At 70.1% G+C, this 25,473-nt stretch carries 20 protein-coding genes; 5 read left to right on the top strand and 15 right to left on the bottom strand.

Features of this window, described 5'->3' with window-relative positions; translation table 11 throughout:
* Window positions 1-50: 50 nt before the first annotated feature.
* The 9 genes from C503_RS46720 to C503_RS0107255 form a co-directional block, all read right to left on the bottom strand.
* Window positions 51-1,862 carry an FAD-dependent monooxygenase gene (locus C503_RS46720; RefSeq protein ID WP_018681529.1) on the bottom strand — a complete coding sequence of 604 codons (1,812 nt, stop codon included), beginning with the start codon at window positions 1,860-1,862 and terminating at the stop codon, window positions 51-53.
* Window positions 1,862-3,211, bottom strand: coding sequence for a dihydroorotase (locus tag C503_RS0107290; RefSeq protein ID WP_018681528.1), 1,350 nt, complete (start codon window positions 3,209-3,211; stop codon window positions 1,862-1,864). The genes C503_RS46720 and C503_RS0107290 overlap by 1 nt, the downstream gene beginning before the upstream one ends.
* The gene (locus C503_RS0107285) at window positions 3,202-4,317 is read right to left on the bottom strand and encodes an acyl-CoA dehydrogenase family protein (RefSeq protein WP_033400327.1); all 1,116 of its coding nucleotides are present in this window, start codon (window positions 4,315-4,317) and stop codon (window positions 3,202-3,204) included. The genes C503_RS0107290 and C503_RS0107285 overlap by 10 nt, the downstream gene beginning before the upstream one ends.
* Complete coding sequence (locus C503_RS0107280) at window positions 4,296-5,342, bottom strand: PrpF domain-containing protein (RefSeq protein ID WP_018681526.1); 1,047 nt, start codon at window positions 5,340-5,342, stop codon at window positions 4,296-4,298. Before C503_RS0107280 ends, C503_RS0107285 begins: the two co-directional genes overlap by 22 nt.
* A complete protein-coding gene (asnB, locus tag C503_RS0107275) occupies window positions 5,339-7,117 on the bottom strand; it encodes an asparagine synthase (glutamine-hydrolyzing) (RefSeq protein ID WP_018681525.1) in 1,779 nt (592 codons plus the stop codon). Before asnB ends, C503_RS0107280 begins: the two co-directional genes overlap by 4 nt.
* A gap of 373 nt (window positions 7,118-7,490) precedes the next feature.
* The gene (locus C503_RS0107270; protein ID WP_018681524.1) at window positions 7,491-8,339 is read right to left on the bottom strand and encodes a TIGR03560 family F420-dependent LLM class oxidoreductase; all 849 of its coding nucleotides are present in this window, start codon (window positions 8,337-8,339) and stop codon (window positions 7,491-7,493) included.
* 13 nt (window positions 8,340-8,352) lie between these two features.
* Window positions 8,353-9,432 carry a zinc-binding dehydrogenase gene (locus tag C503_RS0107265; protein ID WP_018681523.1) on the bottom strand — a complete coding sequence of 360 codons (1,080 nt, stop codon included), beginning with the start codon at window positions 9,430-9,432 and terminating at the stop codon, window positions 8,353-8,355.
* Between the two features lie 288 nt (window positions 9,433-9,720).
* Window positions 9,721-10,350, bottom strand: a complete 630-nt coding sequence (locus tag C503_RS0107260; protein WP_018681522.1) for an NAD(P)-dependent oxidoreductase — start codon at window positions 10,348-10,350, stop codon at window positions 9,721-9,723.
* Between the two features lie 6 nt (window positions 10,351-10,356).
* On the bottom strand, window positions 10,357-10,743 hold the full coding sequence (locus tag C503_RS0107255) for a nuclear transport factor 2 family protein (RefSeq protein WP_018681521.1): 387 nt from the start codon (window positions 10,741-10,743) through the stop codon (window positions 10,357-10,359).
* A 101-nt stretch (window positions 10,744-10,844) separates the two neighbouring features.
* Here C503_RS0107255 and C503_RS0107250 point away from each other — a divergent pair, with 101 nt between their 5' ends.
* From C503_RS0107250 to C503_RS0107230, 5 genes are all read left to right on the top strand, one after another.
* A complete protein-coding gene (locus tag C503_RS0107250; protein ID WP_018681520.1) occupies window positions 10,845-11,273 on the top strand; it encodes a MarR family winged helix-turn-helix transcriptional regulator in 429 nt (142 codons plus the stop codon).
* A 111-nt stretch (window positions 11,274-11,384) separates the two neighbouring features.
* Complete coding sequence (locus tag C503_RS0107245) at window positions 11,385-12,296, top strand: amidohydrolase family protein (RefSeq protein WP_018681519.1); 912 nt, start codon at window positions 11,385-11,387, stop codon at window positions 12,294-12,296.
* Window positions 12,296-13,042 (top strand): SDR family NAD(P)-dependent oxidoreductase, encoded by a 747-nt coding sequence (locus C503_RS0107240; RefSeq protein ID WP_018681518.1) that lies wholly within the window; start codon window positions 12,296-12,298, stop codon window positions 13,040-13,042. Before C503_RS0107245 ends, C503_RS0107240 begins: the two co-directional genes overlap by 1 nt.
* 25 nt (window positions 13,043-13,067) lie before the next feature.
* Window positions 13,068-13,448, top strand: a complete 381-nt coding sequence (locus tag C503_RS0107235; protein ID WP_018681517.1) for a SchA/CurD-like domain-containing protein — start codon at window positions 13,068-13,070, stop codon at window positions 13,446-13,448.
* A gap of 10 nt (window positions 13,449-13,458) precedes the next feature.
* Complete coding sequence (locus tag C503_RS0107230) at window positions 13,459-14,337, top strand: LLM class flavin-dependent oxidoreductase (protein WP_018681516.1); 879 nt, start codon at window positions 13,459-13,461, stop codon at window positions 14,335-14,337.
* 407 nt (window positions 14,338-14,744) lie between these two features.
* Here C503_RS0107230 and C503_RS0107225 read toward each other — a convergent pair whose 3' ends face one another.
* The 6 genes from C503_RS0107225 to C503_RS0107200 all read right to left on the bottom strand — a co-directional run bounded on the left by C503_RS0107225 (window position 14,745) and on the right by C503_RS0107200 (window position 25,471).
* Window positions 14,745-15,377, bottom strand: coding sequence for a response regulator (locus C503_RS0107225; protein WP_018681515.1), 633 nt, complete (start codon window positions 15,375-15,377; stop codon window positions 14,745-14,747).
* 415 nt (window positions 15,378-15,792) lie between these two features.
* On the bottom strand, window positions 15,793-18,873 hold the full coding sequence (locus tag C503_RS0107220; protein ID WP_018681514.1) for a DEAD/DEAH box helicase: 3,081 nt from the start codon (window positions 18,871-18,873) through the stop codon (window positions 15,793-15,795).
* 3 nt (window positions 18,874-18,876) lie between these two features.
* Entirely contained in the window at window positions 18,877-20,001 is a 1,125-nt protein-coding gene (locus C503_RS43100; RefSeq protein ID WP_018681513.1) for a toll/interleukin-1 receptor domain-containing protein, read from the bottom strand.
* A 131-nt stretch (window positions 20,002-20,132) separates the two neighbouring features.
* Complete coding sequence (locus tag C503_RS0107210) at window positions 20,133-23,210, bottom strand: ATP-binding protein (RefSeq protein WP_018681512.1); 3,078 nt, start codon at window positions 23,208-23,210, stop codon at window positions 20,133-20,135.
* Window positions 23,207-23,788, bottom strand: a complete 582-nt coding sequence (locus C503_RS0107205; RefSeq protein ID WP_245572422.1) for a hypothetical protein — start codon at window positions 23,786-23,788, stop codon at window positions 23,207-23,209. Before C503_RS0107205 ends, C503_RS0107210 begins: the two co-directional genes overlap by 4 nt.
* A gap of 54 nt (window positions 23,789-23,842) precedes the next feature.
* Complete coding sequence (locus C503_RS0107200; RefSeq protein ID WP_033400325.1) at window positions 23,843-25,471, bottom strand: CATRA system-associated protein; 1,629 nt, start codon at window positions 25,469-25,471, stop codon at window positions 23,843-23,845.
* Between the last annotated feature and the right edge of the window lie 2 nt (window positions 25,472-25,473).

The following is a 25,473-nucleotide window of genomic DNA, read 5'->3' as shown; positions in this document are numbered from 1 at the left end:
ACATCTCCGAACACTCAGCCAGTGGTGCGGCCATCGGCAGCCCGCAGTACTCACGACATTCCGCCCTGCCGCACCGGCGCCTCCGGGCGCCAACCGAACAAGCCGGCCAAGGCGTCGCCCTCGGTGGTGAACTCGTGCGCGGCCCGATCCCCCCGCGCACCATCAGCCTGCTCATCGACCCCGCCCTTGCGGCGGGAACCGAGCACGACCTGCGCGGTGCGTGGAGCGCGACGAGCGCAGTAGTCGGTCAGGGCGGTAACCGGGTCGGGGGTGTCGAGCAGGTGGGCGGCCAACACGACCGCGTCCTCCAGGGCCATCGAGGCCCCCTGCCCCATGGCGGGCGACATCGGATGGGCCGCGTCCCCGGCGAGGGTGACGCGGTTGACCGACCAGTCGGCGACCGGGTCGCGGTCGTGGATGTCGGTGACCACCAGGCCGGGCGCGGTGTCGGCGATCATCCCGACCAGCGCCGGGTGCCAGCCCGCGACCAGGTCGAGCAGGTCGGCCCGCGCGGTGTCGGGGTCCTTGGCAGGCCATGCCCCGGGCTGCGCGGTGATCTTGGCGGTCCAGTACACCTCGCCACCGCCGACCGGCGCGCAGAACACGTCGATGCCTTGGCCCGCGACCGTGACCCCGTGCGGGAACGGCGCGGGCGCGGGGGAACGACCGCGCACGGACGTGTAGCCACGGTAGGTGGGCGCGCCATCATCCAGCAGGGCCCGGCGGACCCGGGAGTTGACACCGTCCGCGCCGACGAGCACCGAGCCGCCCAGGGTCTCGCCGTCGGCGAGGGCGACCGTCACGTGGTCGCCATGATCGGCGTACCCGACCGCGGCCTGCCCCCGATGCAACTCGACGCCGACGCACTCGGCCTCGGCGAGCAGCGCGTCCTGCAACGCGGACCGCAACACACACACCTGCGGCGTACCGAACCGGTCGCGCAACGAGCCGACCGGATCCGCGGACAACACCTCACCCGCCGGAGTCACCAACGGCCGCGCCTCCCCCGGCGCGGGTACATGCCCGGCCGCGCGCACGGCGGCACCCAGCCTCGGGCTCACCGCGTCCAACGCGGCCACCCCGTTCGGATACAGCACCAGCCCGGCACCACCCGCCCGCACCCGGGGCGCGCGTTCGATCACCGTGACGGGTCGCCCCGCCAGTCCCAGGGAAACACCGAGGGCCAGGCCAGCGATCCCGCCGCCCACCACCACCACGGCGGTCCGGTCGGCGCCTCGTCGGTGCTCAACTCGGTCTCCCACAGCGCGAAGTCCTCCCGCGTCGGTCGGCGAGCCGGACCGCGCCGCCCAAGCGGCCCGTCCGTCCAATTCGGCTCCATCAGTCCTCCTGGTCGACGCCTCCACCCGCGGCCGCACCCGCGCCCGCGGCGCGAACACCGTGGCCCCGGCCCGTACATCCACACAGACCAGCGCGTTCGCCCCGATGTGCACGTCATCCCCGACGGTGATCGGCCCGGTCACCGTGGCATTGGCCCCGACGACCACCCGGTCACCCAGCCGGGGGTGCCCACCCGTCCCCATCGCACCCACGGTGACCTGGTGGAACACGGTCACGTCATCGCCGATCACGGTCGCGGACCCGATCACGACACCGCACCCGTGGTCGACGAAGAACCGCCGCCCGATCCGCGCCCCGGGATGGATCTCGATCCCCCCGGACAGCAACCGCGCCACCGCGGCCACCGCCAACGCGGCCGTGCGCCTCCCCCGCCGATACAGCCGATGCGCGACCCGATGTCCCAACACCGCGATCACCGTCGGATGCAACAACGCCTCCGCACGCGAACACACCGACGGATCCCGCTCCAACACCACATCCAGGGTCTCGGTGAGTGCGCGCATCACCGGACCACCAGTCGTCGGCCGGTGGGTTGGCCGAACTCGCCGGTGGCGGCGTTCCAGACCGACGTGCCCACGCGGATCGTGTGGGTGACGTGGCCGGTCATGGTGAAGCCCTCGTAGGCGGACCAGCCGCATTTGGCGCGGACGTCGGCGGCGGAGAGCATCCAGCGGTGGTCCGGATCGAAGACCACCAGGTCCGCGTCGGCGCCTACTTCCAGCTTTCCCTTACCAGGCAGTGAGAACAGCTCGGCGGGAACCGTCGACAGGTGCCGGACCAGCCGGGTGATCGCGACGTCGGCAGGCTCATCGGGCCGACGACGCCGCATGCCCGTCCACACCGCCGTCGCCAGCTCCTGCACGCCAGGCAAACCCGGCGGCGCCTCCGCGATAGGCCGGGTCTTCTCCTCGACAGTGTGTGGAGCGTGATCACTCCCCAGTGTGGACACCTCGCCCGCGAACAGAGCCGCCCACAGCCGGTCCTGGTCGGCGCGCCCCCGAATGGCAGGCGCGAGTCGAGTGCGAGCGCCGACACGGCAGGTGTCCGCGTCGGTGAAGGTCAGGTGGTGGCCGGTGAGCTCGAACGTCAACGGCAACCCGGACGCCGCAGCCGCGGTGACCAGGTCGGCCTCCTCGGCCGTGGACAGGTGCAGGATGTGTGCCCTGGTCCCATGCCGCTGGACCAGCCGAATCACCTGCGCGACAGCCGAGATCGGCCCACTGCGCGGCCGCCAACGCTCATAGTCCGCGTAGGCACCGACCGGGCCACGCCAGTTGTCGAGCAGTTCGAACAGCCCGTCGTCCTCCGCGTGCAGGACCAGCAGCACTCCCCCGGCCGCCGCTGCCACGAACGCCTTCTCCAGGATACCCGGATCGCGCACGACCGTGGGTGCCGTGTGGTGCCCGGCCATGAACACCTTCGCGCTCACCGCGACAGCGGGATCCAGCTCGGCCAACAGCTCGGGCCGCTCCGGATCGACCCCGATGTGGAAGGCGTAGTCGACCAGCGAGCTCCCCTCGATCAACGCCGCTTTGGCCGCGACCGTGCCCGGGTCGAGCGTGGGCGGCACGGTGTTGGGCATGTCCATCACCGTCGTGACCCCACCCACCACGGCCGCCCGACTGCCGTGCGCCCAGTCCTCCTTGTGCACCAACCCGGGCGTACGGAAGTGCACGTGCGAGTCGATCAACCCGGGCAGCACATACGCGCCACCCGCGTCGATCGTGCGCACGGCCTCGCCGGGCTCGTCGACAATCGCGGTGATCTTGCCGTCGGTGACGTGCACGGTCGCGGCGCGTACCCCCTCGGGAGTCACGACGCGCCCGGTCACCGCCAGGTCGCTCAGGCCCATGGCGCCGCCACCAACTCCCGGCAGAGCTCATCGGTCGGCCCCATCAGCGCGACCGCGCGGGCATCGGCGAGCAACGAGTTGAGCTGGTGGCCCGCCACGTACCCGGCCGAGCTGAGCAGCCGCGCCGCATCGAGCGCCACCTCCTCGCCCACGGCCGACGCGAACAGCTTGCTGTGCAACGTCGTCATGCTCGGGTCCGCCGAGGTGAGCGCCCCCGCCCGCTCGACGATCGCCCGCGCCGCCTCCACCCGCGACCCCAGCTCCACCATGCGATGTCGGGTGGCGTGCGCCGCGAGCAACCCCCGGCTGTCGAGGTGCCGCAGGGTCAGCTCCAGCACCGCCTCAGCGATACCCACCGACACCGCGCCCAACGTCGCCCCGGTCGCCCGAACGCCCGCGATGATCCTCGGCGCCTCCCCGATCGGCCCGAGCGACGCGTCCGCCCCGACCGCGCACTCCCGCAGCGACAGGAACCCGGTGGCCGAACCGCGCATGCCGACCAGGTCCAGGCTCAGGTCCGGATGCACACCCGCCGCCCGCGCGTCCACCAGGAAGAACGACTGCCCGACCGAGCCATAGGTACTGCGCGGATCATCGACCGGGGCCGAGGTCTGCGCGAGCACCAGGTACAGGTCGGCGATCCCCGCCCCGGTCGTGAACGCCTTGGCGCCGTCCAGCAGCCAGCCACCGTCCGCCTGCCGGGTCGCGGTGGTGCCGAGCCGCTTCTTGGCCGCCCCCACCCCGGTCTCGCTCCAGGCCGACGCGGCCAGGACCTCGCCACGCGCCATCGGGGGCAGGAACCGCTCCTGCTGCTCGACCGTGCCCCACTCCGCGATCCGCGCCGCCACGGCACAATGCTGGAACAGTACTATCGACAGCGACGGATTGGCCGTGGCCACCCGGGAAACCACCCGATTGATCTCCCGCGCCCCACCTCCGTGCCCACCGTGCGCGGCGGGTACGGGCAGGCCGAGCAACCCGGACGACCGCAACACCAGCAACGCGGCCTGGTCCGGCTCGCCGCTCACCGCCGTCCTGGCCGCCGACTCGCGCAGCAGCTCAAGGTCCGCACTGTCCACATCGGTCACACCGGTTGCCACAGACATGCCGAGATCTCCTTGCGCTGGACATGGGCCAGGGGTTCGAGCAGGAAGGACCCGTGGAAGGTGACGCCCTTGCCGCCGATGGTGATCCAGTCCAGCCGGGGCTCCCCCTCGGCCGGGAACGTGGTGGCGGCGGTGACGGCCACCCGGCCGCCCGGGGTGTACACGGTCAACGGCCCCCGGGGACACCCCGCGACCCGGGCCGCGAACCACGGCACGGTGCCCGGCACCCCGGTCGCCGCGCCCAGACAGGCCGTCCCGGTGAGCGCGAGGGTCGGGTGCCAGGAGGGCACGGAGATGGCCCGGACCGCCAGCCCGCCCTCGACCGGCAAGGTCACCGCCACCTTGGGAAACGCCCCATCCGGCGACCACCCGAGGTGCTCGGCGGCCGTGGTGCGGACCCGGGACAACCGCGCGAAGAGTTCCGGATCATCCGCGAACAGCTCTTCCCGCGTACTCACCCGCGCCGCCCGATGCCCGACGAACACATACGGATTCCCGGCGGAGACAAGCGACACCTCCACCGGCTCGCCATCGACCGCCAACACCGTCCGGGGCGACCCGGTGAGCAACAACGAGCTCACCGGCCGCGACGGCGACTGCACGAAGTGGACGGTGAAGCACGCGGTGGTCCGGCTGATCTCGTCGACCTCGCACACCATGTGGTCACCGTTGTTGAGCACGTTCACCCGGATGCGATCACCACACCCCAGCCGAGGCACCATCCCGGTCTCCGCCGCCGCCATGATCGACGACAGCACCGAGTGCCCGCACGACCCACGCAGGTCGAACCGCTCCGGCCCGTCCGGCAGCGCCTGGATGAACCGATAGTCGAGATCGAACATCGGATGCGCCGACGGTGCCACCAACGCGATCTTCAGCACATGCCCGGCCCCAGCGTCGATCAGCCACCGCCGCGCCCCCGCGAGGGCCGCCAGCAGCGGCCCGTCGTCCACGGGCAGATAGCGGGAGTCGAGCACCAACGTCGGGCACGGGCTACCGGCGGCATAGGCAAGGTGGGCGATCACGCGACCAACTCCGAGTCCTGGGCGGCAGGCAGCCGCACCCGGAACTGGGCCCGCCACACCTGATGGATCACCAGCGCCCACAACGCCAACGCGACCCGTGCGTCCGGCCGATCCGCCTGCGCGGAGAACAACGCCTCCACCGCCACCGGGTCTACCTGCCCATCGGCCCGCAGATCCGCCCGCCCCAACACATCCCGCGCGAAACCCCACAGCGGCTGCCCCGGCACCAGCATCGCGGTGATCGGCAATGTGAACGGCTGCTTCGGCCGCCGCAGCACGGCATCCGGCACCAGCCCGTCGGCCACCGCGTAGAGAGCCCGCTTCACCTGCCCATCCCGAACGCGCTCGGAATCGGCAAGCCCCCGCCCCACAGCCAGGATAGCCGGTTCACAGAACGGAAGACGAGCCTCGATCGAGTGAGCCATACTCAGATGATCGACCCGGCGCAGATGGTAGGCGGGCAAACGATACGCAAGCTCGAACGCGGTGATCCTGGCGAGAGCGGAACCTCCCGACCTCAGGTCCTCCTCTGCCTCCTCGGGCAACCCGGAGACATCCCGAACCTCGTACGCGTACTCATCGGTGTAGAGCGCCCGCCGACGCTCCCGGGGCAACACCGCCAGACTGTCGACATAGGACTGAATCCATGGCCGCCCGGCCCCTTCATCGGCCACCGCGTCCCGCATCCGGTCATAGCCACCGAACACCTCGTCGGCGGCATCCCCCGTGAGCGCCACGGTGAACCCCGCCTCCCGAACCGCCCGGAACAGCGCGAACGTGCTCAAGGTGATCGGATCGGCGTTCGGCTGCCCCAGATGCCACACCACGTCATCGAGCAGCCCGGGAAAGTCGGCCGGATCAAGCTCGACCTGGTGATAGGTGGCCCCGACATGCTCAGCCACCTCGCGCGCGAAGTGCCGTTCATCCCCCGGCCACCGCCCCACATACGCGATGTTGAACGTGTGCACCCCGCTCCGAGCCCGCGCCGCATGCGCCGTGACCAGACTGGAGTCGAGCCCACCCGAGGTGATCGTGGCAACCGGAACATCCGCGACCAACAGGTTCCGCACCTGCTCAGGCAGCACGTCCCCCAGCTCGCCACCCGCACCCTCGGGCACCGCCAGCCGGGCAATCCGCAACCCCGCACCTCGACCACAGGTAGCCACGGCCCCCGGCGGCAGGACCTTGACGTCGGCGAACATCGTCTGCTCCCCGAAGGGGGTCCGCGTCGCCAGATAGGCATCCAGCCCAGGCGTCCACAGTTCGGTGGAGACCCCGGGGAAGGCCAGGAGCGAACCGATCTCCGAGGAGAAGCGCAGCACCTTCGCGGCAGCGTCCCAGCTGTAGTACACCGGCTTCATCCCGGCCGGGTCCGTGGTCAGGATCAGCCGAGGCTCTCCCCGCAGATCCAGGACCGCCACAGCGAACATGCCGTCCAGCTGCTCCCCGAACCGCTCCCCATACTCAAGATAGAGCGCGGGCAACACAGACCCATCACAGTCGTCGGGGAAGGTGTACCCCCGCCCGCGCAACCGCGCCCGCAACTCGCGATGGTTGTAGATCTCCCCGTTGAACACGACGTGGATGTCCCCGAGCCGGTAGGGCTGCCTCCCCCCACCGGGATCCATCACCGCCAGCCGGTTCCCACCCAACGCATACCCATCCCCGACCAAGCTGCCATGCCCATCCGGCCCCCCATGCCGCTGAAGCGCCGCCACCCCCCTCAACTCACACCGAGACACCGCAGCGTTGACATGCCCGTAGATCCGGCACACACGCCCACCCCCTCCACCCCGCGACCGACTCGGACCCCGACCATCGCAAGCAACCGGTCCACGAGTCATGGGGCACAGGTCCCATCACAGCTGGGATTCACCGAAGCTCACCCCAACAGGTGAGAACCCAACACCTCCCACAGCCTGCCGACCCGATCCCCACAGGAGCGGCAAGCCTCCTCGCCCCCAGCAACCCGACGGGCCGTCAATGAAAAAGAGGTGAGTGGGGCTCGCGCCCCACTCACCTCTCGTCCTGGAAATCCTGAGCAATATCGAAAGAGAAGGGCCCACTAGATCCAGGCACAGGCCGAAGGTAGGCCGTCAAGAACAGGCACCCACAGCGACAACGATCGCGAAGCCTCGTCACCCACCCTCACCAAGCAGCCAACACCTCACCCAACGTCTCCACCGCCCCCACCGACCAAGGCTCCCCCCGAATCACCACGACATGCCCGATCCCCAGCTCCCCCAACCCCCGAACCCTCTCCAAAAACCCCTCGGCACTCTCCCCCGCGTTCAACCGAGTGCTGACCGTCTTCTCGATCTCGGAAACATCCCGCCCCACCTCGTCACAATGCTCACCCAGCACCCCCAACTTCCGCCGCAACGTGGCCCCACCATCCGGAATGTCGAACAGGTTGCAGGCATCCGCATACCGCGCCACCAACCGCAGCGTCTTCCCCTCCCCCATCCCCCCGATCAACACCGGCACCCGCCCCACCGGCAACGGATTCCCCACCGGCCGCTCCAACGACAGGTGCCGCCCGACGAACGCGGAGTCATCCCCGACCCACATCCGCCGAGCCAGCTCCAACGTCTCCCCCAACCGGGCGAACCTCTCCCCGGCAGCAGGCAACGGCAACCCCATGGCCCGAGCCTCGACCTCCGAGTACCCGGCCCCGATCCCCAACCACGCCCGTCCCCGCGACAGCACGTCCAACGTCGTCACAGCCTTGATCAGCAACGCCGCAGGCCGATAGGTCACCCCGGTGACCATCGTCCCCAACCGAACCCGCGACGTCCGCGCGGCCAGGTACCCCAGCGTCGTGTAGGCCTCCAGCATCGCGGCCTCGGGTGAGCTGTTGGGATCGACCTGCAACAGGTGGTCCCCCACCCACACGGTGTCCAACCCGACCTCGTCGGCCGCACGCACCACCGCGTCCAGCTCGTCGGCGAGGTCGGTCTCCCAGGAGAAGTTCGTGACGTTGATGCTGATGCGCATGACCGGGCGCCTTTCAGGGAGTGAGAACCAACTTGCCATGACCGGGCTCGCGCAAGGCCGCGAACGCCTCGGCCGCGTCCGCCAACGGCAACACCGTCACGGCCTTGGGACCGACCAGCCCGCGCGCCACCAGGCCCAGCACGGCGGCCAGGTCCTCCCGATAGGCGTGCGGCTGTGCCTTCTCCAGGCTCCAGGCGTTGTAGAACATCGTCCGGCGGCCGTCGGGGACGAGCTTGGGCAGCACGATGCCGCCGAGGAAGCCGACCGCCCCGACGAGCATGTTCTTCCTGTCGCCGCGCAGGACGTCGTTCTGGCCGTAGCCGACCATCACCCCGCCACGGCGCAGCAGCGAGTGGGAGGCGCGGAAGTGCCGACCGCCCACCGGATCGAAGGCAGCGTCGATTCCGCGCGGCACCACGCGAGTGAAGTCCTCGGTGCGGTAGTCGATCGGTGTGGCGCCGTGCGCGCGCAGCAGGTCCGCGTTCATCGCCGACGCCGTGCCCCACACCTCGACCCCGCCGATGAGGGCGGCCAGCTGGAGGAACGCGAACCCGACACCACCGGAGGCACCGTGGACCAGGATCTTGCCGCCGCGCTCGATCCGGGCGACCCGGTGCAGCATCTGGTGCGCGATGAAGTAGTTGAGCGACGCCGCAGCCACGGAGACCGGCTCGACACCGTCCGGAACCGGTAACAGCCGCTCGACCGGCACGTTCAGCGCCTCGCCATAGCCACCGACCCGGACCAGCGCGGCCACCCGCTGTCCGGTGTGGACGCCACCAGCGCCCGGCCCGACCCGCTCCACCTTACCGACCAGATCGAAGCCGGGCACGTACGGCGGCTTGGGCGTGCCCGGAATGACACCGCGTTGTTGCAATAGATCGCCGTAGGAGACCCCGGCGGCCTCGATGCGCACGGTGGCCTCGCCCGGCCCCGGCTCCGGCAGCTCGGTCTCGCGCACGGCGAGAAAGTCGGTCGCGTCCTGGTTGCGGGTGTGGACCTGTCGTACCAGCATGCTCGCCTCCTCGATGGACAGCGGGTCCAGCATGGCCCGGCCCGGCGCCGGGATGCCCCGGACGCTGTCCCGAACCACCGGGAGACCGTCCCGACGAACCTGGGCCTGGGCCGTGCCGCACAAGTAGTGGCCCGTCCCGCGATGTCCCGGGGCCTTGCCTGCGGTGCGACTGTCAGGTCGGGTGCGGGGCCGGAGAACTGTGCCTAGTGGTGCGACCCAGAACGTCGGCCGTGTATCGGCGGGTCCACGGCGTGGCTGGTGGTGTCGCCGGAACGGCCTCGTACTGGATGTACTCGGTCGTTTCGGCGGTGCCGTCAGGCACGTCGTGGGCGGGTCGAGACATGGTCGACGTTCCGGGTCGCACCACTAGTACGCGACCTCCGCCACGCGACGCACGGTGTTCTCCGCGCCGATGCTGGTCAGCAGGTACTGGGCGAGGTCGGCGCGGGAGATGGACCAGCAGCCGGGCAGTTTGCGGTCGTAGGCGACCCGGTAACGACCACGTGACGGCCCGTTGGTCAGTCGCGCGGCGCGCACGACCGTCCACTCCAGACCGGTCGCACGCACGACGCGTTCCATCTCCGCCATGTCGGCGTACGGCGCGCGGAGGATGTTGTGCAGCACGAACCGGGCCAGAGCCCACTCGGCGAAGCGCTTGCGGCTGGGCAGCTCCAGCGAGGTCGTGGACACCACCAGCAGCCTGCGCACCCCGCACTCGACCATGGCGTCGGCGATGTTGGCCGAGCCTGCCGAGTACACGGTGGTGGCGTACCGGCGCATGCCGATGCCCAGCGCCGAGACGACCGCCTCGGCGCCGGACACCGTCCGCCGGACCGCGTCCGGATCGTGCACGTCACCGGCGAGGACGTCGACGCCCGGGATGGCCAGGGCCTCGGGCCTGCGCGCCAGCGCCACGACCCGGTGCCCCTCGGCGAGCGCCCGCTCCACGAACCGGCGCCCGGTTCCCCCGGTCGCGCCGAACACGGCGACGCGCACGGCCGCTCAGCCCTGCTGGCGCGGGTCGCGGATCTGGCTCAGGTGCTGGCCCGCGAGCAGCCAGGCCCCGTCCCGCCTCGCCAGGATGTGCGTGATGCGGAACTCGCCCTGGGTCGGGTTGCCCTGGTAGGCCATCTCCTCGCTGTGCTTGCCGATCGCGACGGCGGTCTCGCCGTGGTCGCGCACGGCCAGCTCGTCCACGGTCACCTTGGCGGTCTTGAGCGAACCACTGGCGTAGCGGTCCAGCCAGGCCGCCTTGGGCAGCACGAAGCCGACCGGGCCGACCACGGTGAAGTCGTCCACGGTGATCGCGGACAGCGTGTCGACATCGCCCGCGACCTCGGCGGCGGCCCACCGGTCCACAAGCTCGCGGATCTCCTTCTCGGTGCTCATCTCTCTCCCCTGTCGCTGGAACTGGCGTCGTCCCGAAGGCTAATCGGGTGAACGTAAGAAGTCAAACGGTTAGATATCGAACGATTTGCTACGCTGGACCCGTGCGATACCTCGCCGAGCCACCGCTGGGCCTGGTCCTGGCCCAGACCTCGAAGGCCGTGTCCCGGGCCATGGAGGCGGCGATGGCGGCCGCGGGCGGCAGCCTGCCCGGCTGGCAGATCCTGCTCACGCTCAAGACCCAGCCGGTCGCCAACCAACGCGAACTGGCCGCCGCCGTGGGCATCCAGGGCGCCACCCTCACCCACCATCTCAACGCCATGGAGGCCGACGGGCTGCTCACGCGCAGCCGCGACCCGGCCAACCGGCGAGTGCACCGAGTGGAGCTGACCGAGGCCGGTGAAGTCCTGTTCGAACGGTTGCGCGCGGCCGCGTTCGCCTTCGACCACGTGCTGCGCGCGGGCCTGACCGATCGTGACGCCGCCGCCCTGGTGCGCCTGCTGACCAAGCTACGGCACAACGTCGCCGACTGAGTCCGCCCCGGGGACCCGTTCCCGCCCGGCGGTGATGGTGAGCCCATGTGCCCGGGATACCCCCGCCCGCAAGCTCGAACCCGTGACCGGCCGACCGGAGGGGCGAGGGGCATGAGCGTGGAGACCATCGACGTGCACGGGCACGTCACGCCGCCGGAACTGCTGAAGCGGTTCCCGATGCCGCCCAGCCTGGGCGACATCGCCGGGATGATCGAGCGCAAGGCGGCGCTGGGCATCGGGCTGACGATCGTGGGCAGCCCGGTGGGGGCCGGGACCATGTTGCCGGTGCCGGGCCTGGACAACTACGCGCAGACCGTGGACCAGCTGGAAGGCTTCCACGACTGGCTCGCCGAGACCGTCCGCACGCACCGGGACCACCTGCGCGGCTACGTCTACCTCAACCCGCTGGCCACCGACGACTCGCTGGACCGGGCGCGCAAACGCCTGGCACAGGACGAGTTCGTGGGACTGATCGTCAACACGAGTGTGCGCGGGAAGTACCTGGACGCGCCGGAAGCCGAAGGTGTGTTCGCACTCGCGGCCGAGACCGGCGCACCGATCCTGCTGCACCCGCCCGCCGAACCCGTTGGTGCGGCGGCGTTCGGGAAGCATGTAGGGTTGGTGGAGCACGTGGCGCGGCCGTGCGATGTGACCGCCGGGGTGGCGGCGATCCTGGCTGCCGGTTGGCTGGCGACGTACCCGGACCTCAAGCTCATCGCGCCGAACGCGGGTGGGGCGCTGGCGTTGCTGCCGGAGAAGCTCGACCTCGCCCACCAGCGCGCGGGCGCGGCGGGCCCGAGGCACAGCGAGCAGCTGCGCAGGATCTACGTGGACAGCGCGACGCCGAACGCGCACGCGATCCGGGCGGCGGTGGACGTGTTCGGCCCGGGGCACGTGCTGTTCGGCACCGACTCGCCGCCGTTGGCGACGCCGCTGGACCGCGCCCTGGACCTGGTGTCCGGTTTGGACAGTGCCATCCGCGCCGACAACGCGCGGGCGCTGTTCGGTCTGGACGGTGTGTGATGGCCGGGGCACTGGTCGTCGGCGGCTACGGCGGCCTGGGCACGGTCATCTGCGAGCAGCTCGCCGCCCAGGGCACGCCGGTCGCGGTGGCGGGCCGGTCGCCGGACAAGGCCGGGGAGCTGGCGGCGCGGCTGCGGGGCATGGGGGTCGACTCGGTCGGGATCGAGCTGGACATCACCGACTCGGCGAGCGTGGCCGCGGCCGTGGCGCGGGCTGCCGCTGAGCTGTCCGGGGTGGACATCCTGGTCAACTGCGCGAGCAGGCTGGCGACGCAGCCCGCGGAGGAGTTCGACGAGGCCGAGTTCCGCGCGATCGTGGACGCCAACCTGACCGGCGCGTTCCTGCTGTCCCGCGCGGTCGGCACGCACATGATCGAGTCCGGGATCTGCGGCACGTTCGTGCACCTGTCGTCGGTGCGCGGCGCGCTGGGCAACCGGCACGGCTTCACCGCGTACGGGGCGAGCAAGGCGGGGGTGAACTTCCTGGTGCGCCAGCTGGCCACCGAGTGGGGTCGGCACGGGATCACGGTCAACGCGGTGGCGCCCGGGTTCGTGCGCACCGAGTTCGTGGCCACCGCGGCCCGGGACCCGAAGTTCCTCGCGGGCGTGCGCGGGCGCATCCCGCTTGGCCGCTTCGCCGAACCGGACGAGGTGGCGAGCGCGGTGCTGTACCTGGTCTCCCAGCAGGCCCGGTTCATCACCGGCCAGGTGCTGTACGTCGACGGCGGCGTCACGGCGAGCCAGTAACAACCGCACAACCGAGGAGTCGAGAATGGGCACGTGGCACGCGTTGTTCTACCCGCTCAAGCCGGGCAGCGAGGACACCGTGAAGGAGCTGTTCCGCGCCAGCGGCCGACCGGAGTTCGACGTGCGCGACGGCGAGGGCACGGTCGTCGGCCGGTTGCTGAGCACGATGGCGTTCGTGGGCAAGGAGATGGCCGTCCGGGTCATCGAGGTCGAGGGCGCGCTGCCGGTGGTGGCCGCGCACATGAGCAGGCAGCCCGAGGTCCGCGCGTTCGAACGCGAGCTGGAGGAGCACCTGGCCAGGCCGCGCGACATGGTGACCCCCGAGGGCGCCCGCGCCTTCTTCCGCGACTCGGCCCTGGAGTGCGTGCTCAACCGACGGCACGACCAGCCGCTCACCCAGGTCTGAGGAGGCCACCGTGCGGATCGGACTCGGGCTGCCCAACGGCATCCCCGGCGCGTCGGCCGACGACCTGCTGAACTGGGCGGTCGAGGGCGACCGCGCGGGTTTCAGCACCCTGGCCTCGCTCGACCGCCTCGTCTACGACAACCACGAGAGCCTCACCACCCTGGCCGCCGTCGCCGCGGTCACCGAACGAGCGCGGCTGATGACCGCCATCCTCATCGCCCCACTGCACACCAACACGGCGCTGCTGGCCAAGCAGACGGCGACCATCGACCAACTCTCCGGCGGCCGCCTGACCCTGGGCCTGGCCGTCGGCGCCCGCCCGGACGACTTCCGCGCCGCGGGCGCCGAACACGCGGGCCGCGGCCCCCGCTTCGACACCCAGCTCACCGAACTCCGCTACCTCTGGTCCGGCCAGCGCCGCGGCTTCGCAGGCGGCGTCGGCCCCCGCCCGGTCCAACCCACCGGCCCCCGCCTCATCCTCGGCGGCCACGCCCCCGGCGCCGTCCACCGCGCGGCGACGAGGGCGGAGGGCTGGATCAGCGGCAGCGGCGGCCTCACGATGTTCCGCCACGGCGCCGACGCCGTCCGAACCGCCTGGCACGAGGCGAACCGCCAGGGCAGGCCCGACCTCCACGCCCTCTGCTACTTCAGCCTCGGCGACAAGGCGGAAGAACAGGCCAACTCCTACCTACGCCACTACTACGGCTTCGCCCCACCGTACGCCGACGCCGTCGTCAAAGGCACCGCAATCGGCGGCGACGCTGTGCGAAAGGCCGTGCAGGACTACGCGGACGCAGGCTGCGACGAACTGATCCTGGTGCCCTGCGCCCCGGAACTCGACCAGCTCAAGCAACTCCGCGCCGCCCTGCCCGACACTCTGCCACTCTGACCGCACCTCGATCCGGGGGCACGGGGCAACCCCTGTGCCCCCTTGCCATGCCCGCGATCACCCCACCCTATGCGGCCACATCCACCACACGATCCCCTTACCGAGACCTGGGGATGAGCAGAACACCCTGTGGACAACTCCAGCCGGCCCCCACCACCCCGACCCCACGCCCCCGGCCTCCCACAGCCCAGAGACTTGCGGCAAAACAGGCCCCGCCCCACCAGGGGGCGGGCCACACAAAAGACACGCTAGGCGATCACGGCCGCTGTCAAGATCCCTCGATCGGGACCTGTGGATGATTTCGAGGGCTTGTGGACAACTGCCGGGAACCCCCGATGCCAATCCTACCGGGCAAGCCCGTCCGGGAGAGGTCGAAACGATCTTGGCTGTGGACAACCCGACAAGCATCAACGGCCAAGGCCTGCGCGGCGGGCCAACACGGCCGCCTCCGTCCGGTCCACCAGCCGGAGTTTGGCGAAGATGCGGGACAGGTAGTTCCGCACGGTCTTGACGCTCAGCCCCAACTCCCGCGCGATGACCGCGTTCCCCTTCCCATCCGCCACCAGCTCCAGCACTGCCCGCTCCCGCGCGGTCAGTTCCGGGAACGGGTCCTGCGCCGCGGGCGGTTTGGTCAGGTACTCGACCACCCAATCGGCCACATGGGAGTCGAACAGGACGCTTCCGGCGTGCACCACGTCAATGGCTCGTCTGAGTTCCTTTGAGTCCGCGCCCTTCAGCAGGTATCCCCGCGCGCCGGAGCGCATCGCGGACAGGAAGGTGTCGCGATCCTCCAACATGGTCACCACGACCACGGCCGTGTCCGGGCAGCGGCCGACGATGGCGCGGGTGGCCTCGATGCCGCTGATGTCGGGCAGGTTCACGTCCATCAGCACCACGTGCGGCCGCAGTCGACCGGCCAGCGCGACGGCCTCGCCGCCGGTGCGGGCCTCACCGACGACCCGGCACGCCCCGGCGCTCTCCAGGAGCGTCTTGACCCCGGACCGATACAACGGGTGGTCGTCGGCGATCAGCACATCCACCGGTCGTACCCCGCTCTGTCCCGTATTCATCCGGCCCCCGTGTCCAAGCCATCGACACTGCCGCGCTCCGGGCCCCCATCCCGACCGTCGCCGGTGAAAGCATACCGGCATTACGCACACTGCCAAGAAAAACTACCCGGACAGAATACGCAGGACGATCACTCGCTACCTCCATTCGGCCCCCGACTTTTGTCCTTTTCGCCCGTTCGGCGGCGGACGGTCCGCACACCACCGTCGGCAACCCGTCTCGACCTGCACAAACAGCGAGATAAAGCACGCACGACCGTGCGGTTATATGTCCGAAAACCGACCATTTCGAATGTCGTACGGCAGTTGAGTAATGCTCATCCAGGTGCCTGAACGCAGTTATTCATCAACCGCAGAGACGCTTGACAACGTCCGTCAACCACCGGTTTCATCCTTGCTCGGCGAACGGCGGCCGCACATCCGGCCATTCCAACCGGGCTTCCTCGACCACCGCGGCGCGCGCCGCCTGCCGGACCGCGGACACCAGTTCCACGTCACCGCAGCAGTCGAGCAGCTCCGCGTCGCCCGCGTCGGCGAGCGCCGCCGCGCCGGTCAGTCCGGCGCCTGCCAGCCGGAGGTAGACCTGCCGGTCGAGGTCACGGTCCACATAACGCGCCACCGGCACGTGCCCGGAGATGATCCCCAGCTCCAACTGCACCGGCAGCACGCCCGCGATATCCCCGAGGTTCACCATGGGCAATCGACCGTCCACCACGCGCACAACCGCCTCCACGACGTCGGCGGTCCGTCGCATCGCCTGCGCCACCGGCGGATTCATCCGCGTCCGCTCATCCCCCCGCACGAGCGCCTGCTCGATCCAGGACAGTTCACTGCCCCCGATCCAATACAGACACGCCAACGCCTGCCGCGCCGCCGCGAACCCGTGGTCCCCCGACACCGCCAGCAGCTGGATGACAACGTGCTCATCCGCGCCCAACAGGGTCAGCTTCTCGCGCAGCGCCTCCTTGAGCGCGTTGCGGTTCTTGGTCTTGCGCGCGAACCGGTGATCCCACACCTCCCGCGCGAGATGCGCCAGACACACCAGCGTAGACCGGTTGACCGTCGGCTCCTCCATGTTCCCCACGGCATCGTCGATGGCCGCCACGGACGGCACGTCCAAGCCGCTGCCCACCACGATCCCCGCCAAGGCCGTGGGCACTAGCCGCGCCTCCCGATGTTCCAGGAAACCGCGCGACTTCAGGTCCACGATCTCGGCCCGCACCTGCTCCCGTGAGAAGGGCGGCGGCGCTCCCTCCCGACGTGCCTGCCGGGCGGCGAATGTCCGGTCGAGGAAGTCGAACACATCGTCCTCGTGCCCACGATCGCTCCGACCGGCCGCCAGCGCGGTCAACACCAATGTACTGAGATCCACCGACTCCGACCGCAGCGCGGACCGCTCGGCCTCCGGCTCGGCCTGCACATACCGCCGGAGCTTCACCCGCGCGTCCGCCTCGTCCGCGGCCACGATCATCGACCGGCCCTCGGCGACCCCGGACCCCGGCCGCCCCGCCCGACCCGCCATGTTCCGGTACTCCGCCACCGAGTACTCGACGTCGCCCGGGTGCTTGAGCTCCCCGATCACCACGGTGTCGGCGGGCAGGTTGACCCCGTGCGCGAGCGTCATCGTCGCCACCACCACGCGGATGGTCGAGTCGGGCGCACGGAAGTTGTCCTCCACCACCGCCCGCTGCGCATCGGTCAGATCGGCGATGTGGAAGGCGACGCCACCACCCAGGCAATCCCGCAGCCGATGATACGTGAGTCCGACATCCCGCCCGCGCAACTTCACCCCGGCGGTCGGCAACCCCAGTTCCTTCGACAGCCGCAACGCGGTCTCCTGAGCCGCCTGCCGGGTGCTCCGGAAGACGATCACCCGATGCCCGCGCTCCACCTCGGCCCGGACGATCGCGGTGATCACGTCGTCGGGTGACGCGGTCTCGGCGGGCGGCATCAGTTCCAGTTCGTTCGCCCCGATGAACCGACCATCCGGTCGGATGACTCCTTCCACCAGCGGGACCGCCCGCGCCGAGCTGGTGATCAGCTGCGCGCTCAGCCACTCGGCCAGCCCGTCCGGATCGCCGAGCACCGACGACAGCCCCACCAGCTGCGGCACCGGCCCGACGAGCGCCTGCCTGCGCACCCGGGTGAGCAGGTATTCCAGGGCCGGGCCGCGGTGCTTGTCGAACAGGTGGTGGATCTCGTCGATCACCAGGACCGCGGTGCCGGTCAGCAGCCGGGGGTGGCGGGCGAGGAGACCGATGTACTTCTCGTAGGTCAGGACCGCCACGTCGTACTCGCCGCGATACAGCTCGCCCAGCTGGTCGCGCAGATCCCCGGTGACCCGGATCGCGCGCAGCCCGATCGACGCGTACTGCCGAAGTCGTGTGTATTGCTCGCGCACCAATGCACGGCTCGGCAGCAGGATGATGCTCCGCTTGCCCTGACCCCACGCCCGGATCACAGGCAACACGGCGATCAACGTCTTACCCGCCGCCGTCGGCGCATTCACCAGGACCGACTTGCCCCGCAGCAGTCCGCCCTGATTGATCGCCATCATCTGCAGGTCGTTGAGCCGGGGGATGAAGTCGGCCAGCCGCTCGGTGAACGGCTTCGGCACGCCGTGGCCGTGCATCGAGGACAGGCCCCAGTTGACCGCGGACGGGATATTCCCGCCGACCTCCGCGTAGCGCTCCCCCGGCCGCCAGGCAGGCATGGACGCGTTGCCGAACGAACCCTCGACCACCGGGTTCTGCTGCCTGTCACCGATTCCGCCACGCGTCCAGCCGACATTCTCCAGGACGTGCGTCATCAGCCTGGCCATCGCCACCCGGCCGTCGACCACCGCGTCCCGGATGAGGCCGGTGATCACGTGGTAGGTCAGCTGCCCGTGCCCGAACTCGGGGATCTCGTAGGCCCGTTCGGTGGGGCGCGCGGCCGCGATGACGAACCGGTTCTCGCCGTCCAACCGGTCGAGGATCTCGTGGACCTCGGCGGACCGGCTGAGGTAGTCGTCGTCGCGAGCCGAGGACTTCGCCGGGTGGGTCACGACGGCCTGGTTGAGGTGCTCGCTCCACGCCTGCCCCGAATAGCAGCAGTCCAGCACCACGACCACCAGCTTGGCCTTGATCCGCTCGACGAGCCGCACGAAGCCACCCAACGGCAAGGCGGTCTCGTCCAGGCGATCCCGGTCGGTGTCATAGGCGATCAGCTCGCGTGACTGCGTGCCGTGTCCGGAGAAGGCGATGAACACGACATCGGCCTCGGTCTCCTCGGCACCGAGCCGGGCCAGCTCCCGCTCGATCCGCCGCGTGGTGGCGTCCTCGCCGACCAACAGCGTGCCGCCCTCGCCGAACGTGTCGAGGAACAACGCGTGCAGCACCCGCGCGTCCTGCTCCGCGTGCTGGAGGCCGTTGAACCCGGGATCGAGGTACTGATCAATGCCGACGAACAGCCCGTGGACGCGCGTCATGCCCTACTCCGGTTGCCAGTCACGCCGTTTGGTCTCCTGCATCGCCGCGACAAGGTTGCCGATCCCCCGACGAGTGAGGTCGTCGAGCGAGTAGCGACCCTCCGCCTCGGCCCCGAGGAAGAGCGGAACCTCCTTCGTGGTCTGGCCGGGGACCAGCACCGGGAGGACGTAGCACCACCAATCGGGATTGCGCTGGTAAAGCGTCCGCAGCACGACCAGTTCCTGGTGCAGTCCCCGGTTCCGCTCGGACCCGGCGGAGCCGTTCGCCAACGCCGCGCAGGTCGGTGAGGCGATCACGAGGGTGAAGTCGCACTCCTTCATCATCGCCACCGACCACTGGTGCCAGTCACGCCGGACCGCCGACTCGAACTGGTCGAGGTGCACGTCGAATCCGGACTCCAGCAGCAGGTTCGCGAGCAGCTTGACATCCGCCTTGTGCCTGGGCGACTCGTGCGCGTAGCAGACGAACACGGAGATCGCCTCGGTCAACGGCCGGTCCGGCCGCCCCTCGGCCGTGGCGGTCAGGGGTGGGTCAGGATCCTGGAGGGTGATGGGGAAGTCGGCGGGCTCCTGGAGCGGCCAGTACGACTCTCCCATACCCGCCCGCAGGTCGTAGCGCACCGACAGTCGGAACGACTGCTCATTCCGCCCTTCCGGCACCAGCAGCACCAGCCATGCCCACCGGGATCCGGGGCGCACTCCCTCCGCCGCCGAATGGCGCCAGCGCACCGACCCGCTCGCGCCACCGAACACCTCGACCCGTTCCGCGACGGCCGGGGCCCGGATGCCCTCTCCCTCGGTCGGGATCAGTTCGAGGCGCCGGCTGGGCGTGAACAACCGCTCGGCCTGGGGCGTGGTCGAGCTGCGGGGCACCGCGTCGACGATGGTCGCGTCGTCGACCGTCAGGCCCAGCTCGTACCAGGTCATCGGGGCCAGGTCCGGGACCAGGTCCAGCTCGTAGTTCACCTTGATCAGGTACGCCGCCGACCCGACGAACTCGCCCGATGTCGGGGCTATCCGGTGGACCTGCCAGCACAACAGTCGCAGAGCACCGATGCCCACGCCTTCCGGTCCGGCGTCCACCCGCTTTCCGGCATGGTCCGCGACCACCAGTGAGATCGAGGGCATTGACACCGGCTGTTCCTCTCGTCCGAAGTGGGTCCGAGAGTAGGCGGTATCGGTCACCGCAAGTGACATTGTCCACTGACTGTCACTACGGACACCTACATGTCAGCAGGCGTCGGCAATTCGGGGAAAGGTCATCCGTCTCCCGGGTCCCGTCGGGCTCGGTCCAGGACCTCGTCCGGCGACAGCGGGCTGGACGGGTGGTGGCTCAGGCACAACGGCGTCGTCACCTGTCGGAATCCGAACGTCTCGCTCGAAACGTAGAACTGGGCGAGCGTCAACCTTGAGATGTCGGCGACCGGGCTGCCCTTGGCGCGGGCCAGCTCGTTCGCGGCCTCGATCTGGGCCGGGCTGTTGAGCCTGCCGAAGAACTGCGTGGTCGCGTTGCCGACGATCTGGTTGTGCAACCCCTTCGGGGCCTGGGTCGCGAACAGCAGCCCCAGCCCGTACTTGCGCGCCTGTGCCGCCAACACGATCGTGCTGCGCGTGCTGGCGGTCAGAGTTCCCGACGCCGCAAGGGTTTGCGCCTCGTCCATGACGAACAGGCCGCCGAGTGGGCGCTCCCCCGCCGGGTTGCGCTTGATCCAGGAGAACAGCTCCATCTGCAACTGGTTGACGAAGTGCTGCCGCTGGCTCTCGGCGGGCAGGCCGATGAAGCTGACCACCGACACGCGGGCGCGCTTGCCTGCCCGAGGAGTGAGCAACTCCCCGGGGTCCACCGGCGTGCCCTCGCCCGCGAACAACGGATCGTTCACCATGGCGGCCTTGAGCGACTCCGCCAGTCCCGCCGCGATCCGCTTGTCGTTGCTCAACCGGCTCACGCCCTCGGGCAGGTCTTCCAGCAGGGCGATGAGCGCGGGCAGGCTGCGCGACCCCGTCCGGGCATGGTGACCGACCGCCTCGCGCAACACGGCCAAGCCGATGCTCGCCTTCGCCGTCGCCCCCGTCAGCCGCGCCTGCGGTGCCAGCGCGGCGACCGCGACCTCCACGGCGGCGGCGAACTCGTCCTCGTCGTCGAGCACGCCCGCGAAGTCCGGCAACGGCTGAAACGCCAGTGGTCGGCCCGCCGCACGCCCCGGCGTCCACACCACCACATCCGTGTCGGCCAGGTACCGCTCGGCCAGGTCCGCGTCCCCCGCTCCCCACGCGTCCGGTCGCTCCGGCCAGGCATCACCGAGACGCGCGAGGTCGTTGTTGGGGTCCAACACGATCGACGATACACCACGCAGCGCGCACTCTTCCACTATCCGTCGCAATAGGACAGTCTTGCCGGACCCCGAGCCTGCGAACAGCGCGACGTGCTTGCGCAACGTCGGCAGCCCGACCCGCACCGGCTCGCCCGAGGCGATCTCGATGCCCAGCGGTATCCGATCATCCTCGGGCGGCGGGTGGGTCCCCGACTCGGTCTCGGGCGCGGGCAAGACCTTCGACAGCAGCTCCGACCGGGTCGCGGGAGTGCGGCGCACCAGCCAGTCCTGCAGGTCGGCCGGTCCCAATGCGAACAGGCGGTGCAGCGCCCAGAACGTGCGGAGATCGGATTCGGCCAGCTTCCGCTGTTGCCCGCCCATCTCCTCGAACGCCTTCAGCTCCGCCTGTGTCTTGGTCCCGCGCGACCAATCAGTGTTGCGCAGCACCACCAGCGTGCAGTTGTCGGCACCGGGGCGTAGACCGGCCGCCGCGCGCGCCTTGCGGAAGCGGTTCAACGCGGCCAGGTGATGCGTCGCCGCGATGGCCCGGAACGCCCAGTGCTCCTCCAGATCGGAGGCCTCGTCGATCGTGCGGGTCAGCGACGCGTGCAGACCGCCACCCTCGGCACGCGCGTGGATGGTCCACTCCATATCGTCGTCGCCGACCTCGAAGATCCACCCGCGCAGGGCCGCCGCGAGCAGGCGCGGCATCAGCTCGTCCTCGTTGTCCGGATCGAGCAGCGCCCGCACATCGACAGCCGCGTACTCCTGGGCGAACAGCTCGTCCAACTCGGCGAACCGGTCCGGCTTCGGATCGGCCACCGGGATCGGGACCGGGGTGTGCCTGGGCTCGGGGGCGTCGAAGGTGGTCAGCTCGCGGACCGCGCCCGCGCGCAGGCAGACGTCGATGTGCGCGCCGATGCGCTTCAACAGCTCACGTGGCGTGGACTGGTGCCACGCGCCATCGAACGCGGCAGGCGACACCGGCCAGGTCGGATGCGGTGGCACGAACCCCATCGCCGCGTACGCCACCCCGAGCCGCTTGGCCACCAGGGCACGGCCGACATCCGCGTCGGTGACGCGCCCCAGGATCAACGACTCCCGGAACCGGTCCCCCACCGTATCCGTCGCCTGGGTGCGGATCTGCTCCCAGGTGCCGGGTAGGCACGCCAACAGGGTCACCGTCCGGCGGGTGACCTCGCGCAGCCGCATCAGCCCGTCCGCGATCCGGGCGACCAGCACACCGTCGTCGCCGTCGCGGCCGATCTCCTGGGTGGTGCGCTGGGACCGGGCCAGCAGCGTGTCGATCTGGTCGACCGCGATGACGATCGGCCCGGTCAAGGCCAGCAGCCGGGTGATCTCGCGGACCAGCTTGTCGGCGGACTTGGGGCGGCCGATCCCCCACTTCCGTCGATCCGCCTGCTCGATCGCGCCCACCAGGTAGTCGTCCCCGACACTGCCGGTGTCCCGTTCCTCGCTGGCGTAGAGGACGAGAGCGCGGGCCGTGTCCGCGCATTCGCGACCCAGCTGACGGTCGAGCGCCCGCAGCCCGGCGTCGAACGCGTCCAGGTCGCTCCTCGCCACCCCGTGGCCGGTGACGATCCGCTTCGCCACGCCAGGGTCGATTGTGCCACGCTCGCAGACCCGGCGCACGAACATCGTCACCTGCTGCTCGCCGGACTCGTCCATTTGGGACAGACCGGTGCGCAGGGCCTCGGCGGTGTTCTCCCAGAACGAGTCCCCGGCCGTGATGTCGTCGAGGAAGAAGTAGCCACCGGCCCGGTACACCTGCCGTCGTACCAGTCCGAGCAGGTGGGTCTTGCCGACCCCCTTCTGCCCCTGCAGCACCAACCCGATCGGGCTGGGCCCGTCGCTGGCGGTGGCATCGCGGATGCCGACATCGACGGCACCCAGCGCCTCCAGGTGCAGACCGTCCACGTGGTAGGGCGAGTCGCGCCAGATGTGATCGGGTGTGTCGGCCCAGTCCAGGCGCAATGTGGCGAGCGCGGCCAGGTCCTCGATCACGACGCCACCAGGGAGATCAGGTGGTTGTCCTCGCCGCCGATCCGCACGGCGGCCGCCCGTGCGGCCTCGGTGAGCGCCTTCCGGTTGGACTCGGGAACCAGGTGCGCCTGCCCGGTCCGGCTCAGCTCGGTCAGCACGGCGTCCACCTCGTCGGTGGGCGCGTCCCCGAGCAGCGGCCGCAGCTCGACCAGCCCGACCCAACCACGCGGCGAGCTCGCGAGTTCCCGGTAGGCGGCACGGATCCGACTCTCGATGTCGACGTCCTCCGTGACAAGGTCGGCCAGGACCAGCTTCTCCCGCCGCATCAGCTGCCCGAACCTGGCGAGAAGAAGGTAGAGCGCCGGGACGAGTGTGCTGCGCGGCCTGGGCGGTGGCGGTGTGCCGGCCTCCATCTCGCCGCCGCACCACGCCCACCCCCGATCGGTCAGCTCATGCACGTATGGGCGACCCTCCGGCTTGCTCGTGATCAGCCCAGCCGCTACGAGTCCCGTGCGGTCGTCACCGACAAGTGTGAAACCGAGGAGATCGTGCAATTCCGGGTTGGACAGCCGACGGTTGAGCGCCATGAGGGCTAACATGGTGGCAGTTTGCTTGTGGCTCAGTCGATCGGGCATGTGCGGGTCCTTTCGTGGTCACTTGTCGACCGGTGGCGTTCCGGTGGCGCCGATGCGCGCGTTCAGCACGCCGATGGTGAACTCGATGTCGGCCAGAATCCGACCCGGCGCGGGCACGCGCTGGTCGTGCTTCCCCTGCCGGGCACGCGGTCGGGTCGCCAGGGCGAGGTCGGCGGCGAAGTCCCGCAACCGTGCGCTGTCTCCGGCCGCTGCGGCGTCGCGCAGGTCGTGCACGGTGTCGTCCACGAGCTGCCATCGTTCCGGGCGCAGCACGGCGCGCGCGGCCTGGCGCAGCAGGGCGACCGGATCGAGGCCGTCGGTGTCGACGATCGACGTGATGCCCCGGACCTGGTCGGCGAGCGACCTGGCGACCTCCGCCGGGCCGTGCCCGGGGGCGAGCCGCAGGTGGCGCAGGTTGGCCAGGTAGCCGGGCAGGGCGAGCACGAGGGTGCCCGAGGTGAGCACCGGGATGACGCGGCGGTCCTGGCCGAGGGTGCGGTAGAGGAACAGCTCCGCCTCGGCGGACTGCCACGCCGTGGGCCGCCCGTCGACGAGCAGGCACAGGTGCCGGGCGGTGTCCTCGGTCGTGGCCAGCCGCGCGCGGTCGCCCGACAACGAACGTCGCACCGTCAGGCCGAGCTCGGTGAGCGCGGCGACCAGGTCGTCCGCGATGTGCATCGCGGGCCGGGCCGCGCTGACCACGATGTCGTGGGTGAACTCCCGCTTCGCCGAACGCACGGCCGCGACATAGGCGTCCCGGTTCTCGGCCAGCAGTGCCGTGCGGTCGAGATCCTGGGCGATGACGGCCGCGATGGTCTCCAGTGCGTAGCTGATTTGGTCCACGGTCGGCTCGCGTTCGGCGTTGACCGCCAGTTGCTCGCCGAAGGCCCAGTACGAGACGTAAGGCACGGTCAGGTGTCGCGACATCACCTCGACCGACACCTCTTGGTGCAGCCAGTTGTGGTAGAGGCCCTTGGTCTCGTTGACGCAGTCCGACCGCCAGCGCTCGGCTTGCGCGTACTCCTCACGCGCGTCAAAGCGGGACAGCACCGGTAGCACTACCAGTCGCGGGCGATCGAACGGCAACTTGTCCCGGGCAGCATCGGCGCGACGGGCAACATCCACTGCGCCGCGCATACTCTGCACGTTGGGAGTAAAGAGAACGACTAACCGGTCCGGCAGCTGCGCGGTGCAGATCCCGCCGACGTCGGAGATACCGGTACGGCTGTCGAGCAGTACGAAGTCGTACTCCGCCGTCCACCGCTCCCGGCATCGCTCCAGGTATTCGCCGAACCCCTGATCGTAGAGAGAGTCCCACTCGATGTCCTGGACCCGCTTGGTGTAGTCGGGATCATGCTGGCCCGCCACGATCAGGTCCAGGGTGCCGTCACCGGTCAGCCGGGTGGTGTGACTCGGCGGATCGGCCCGGCCCGCGCGGAAGTCGTCGACCAGGTCGATGACGCCACCGGCCGGTTCGGCGTTCATCAGCGGCCGGAAGTAGTCGTGCAGACCCGGCGCCTCCAGGTCCCAGTCGACGCACAGCACCTTGTGGCCCCACCGGGCCAGCAGCACGGCGATGTTGGCCAGCGCGAAGCTGCGCCCGACCCCGCCCTTGTACGAGTAGAAGGTGAGCACCGTCCCGGGCATGG

It is taken from the genome of Actinokineospora enzanensis DSM 44649, assembly GCF_000374445.1.
GTDB lineage: Bacteria > Actinomycetota > Actinomycetes > Mycobacteriales > Pseudonocardiaceae > Actinokineospora > Actinokineospora enzanensis.
Note: the sequence above shows the minus strand (reverse complement) of the source record. Positions and strands in the feature narration are given on the sequence as shown.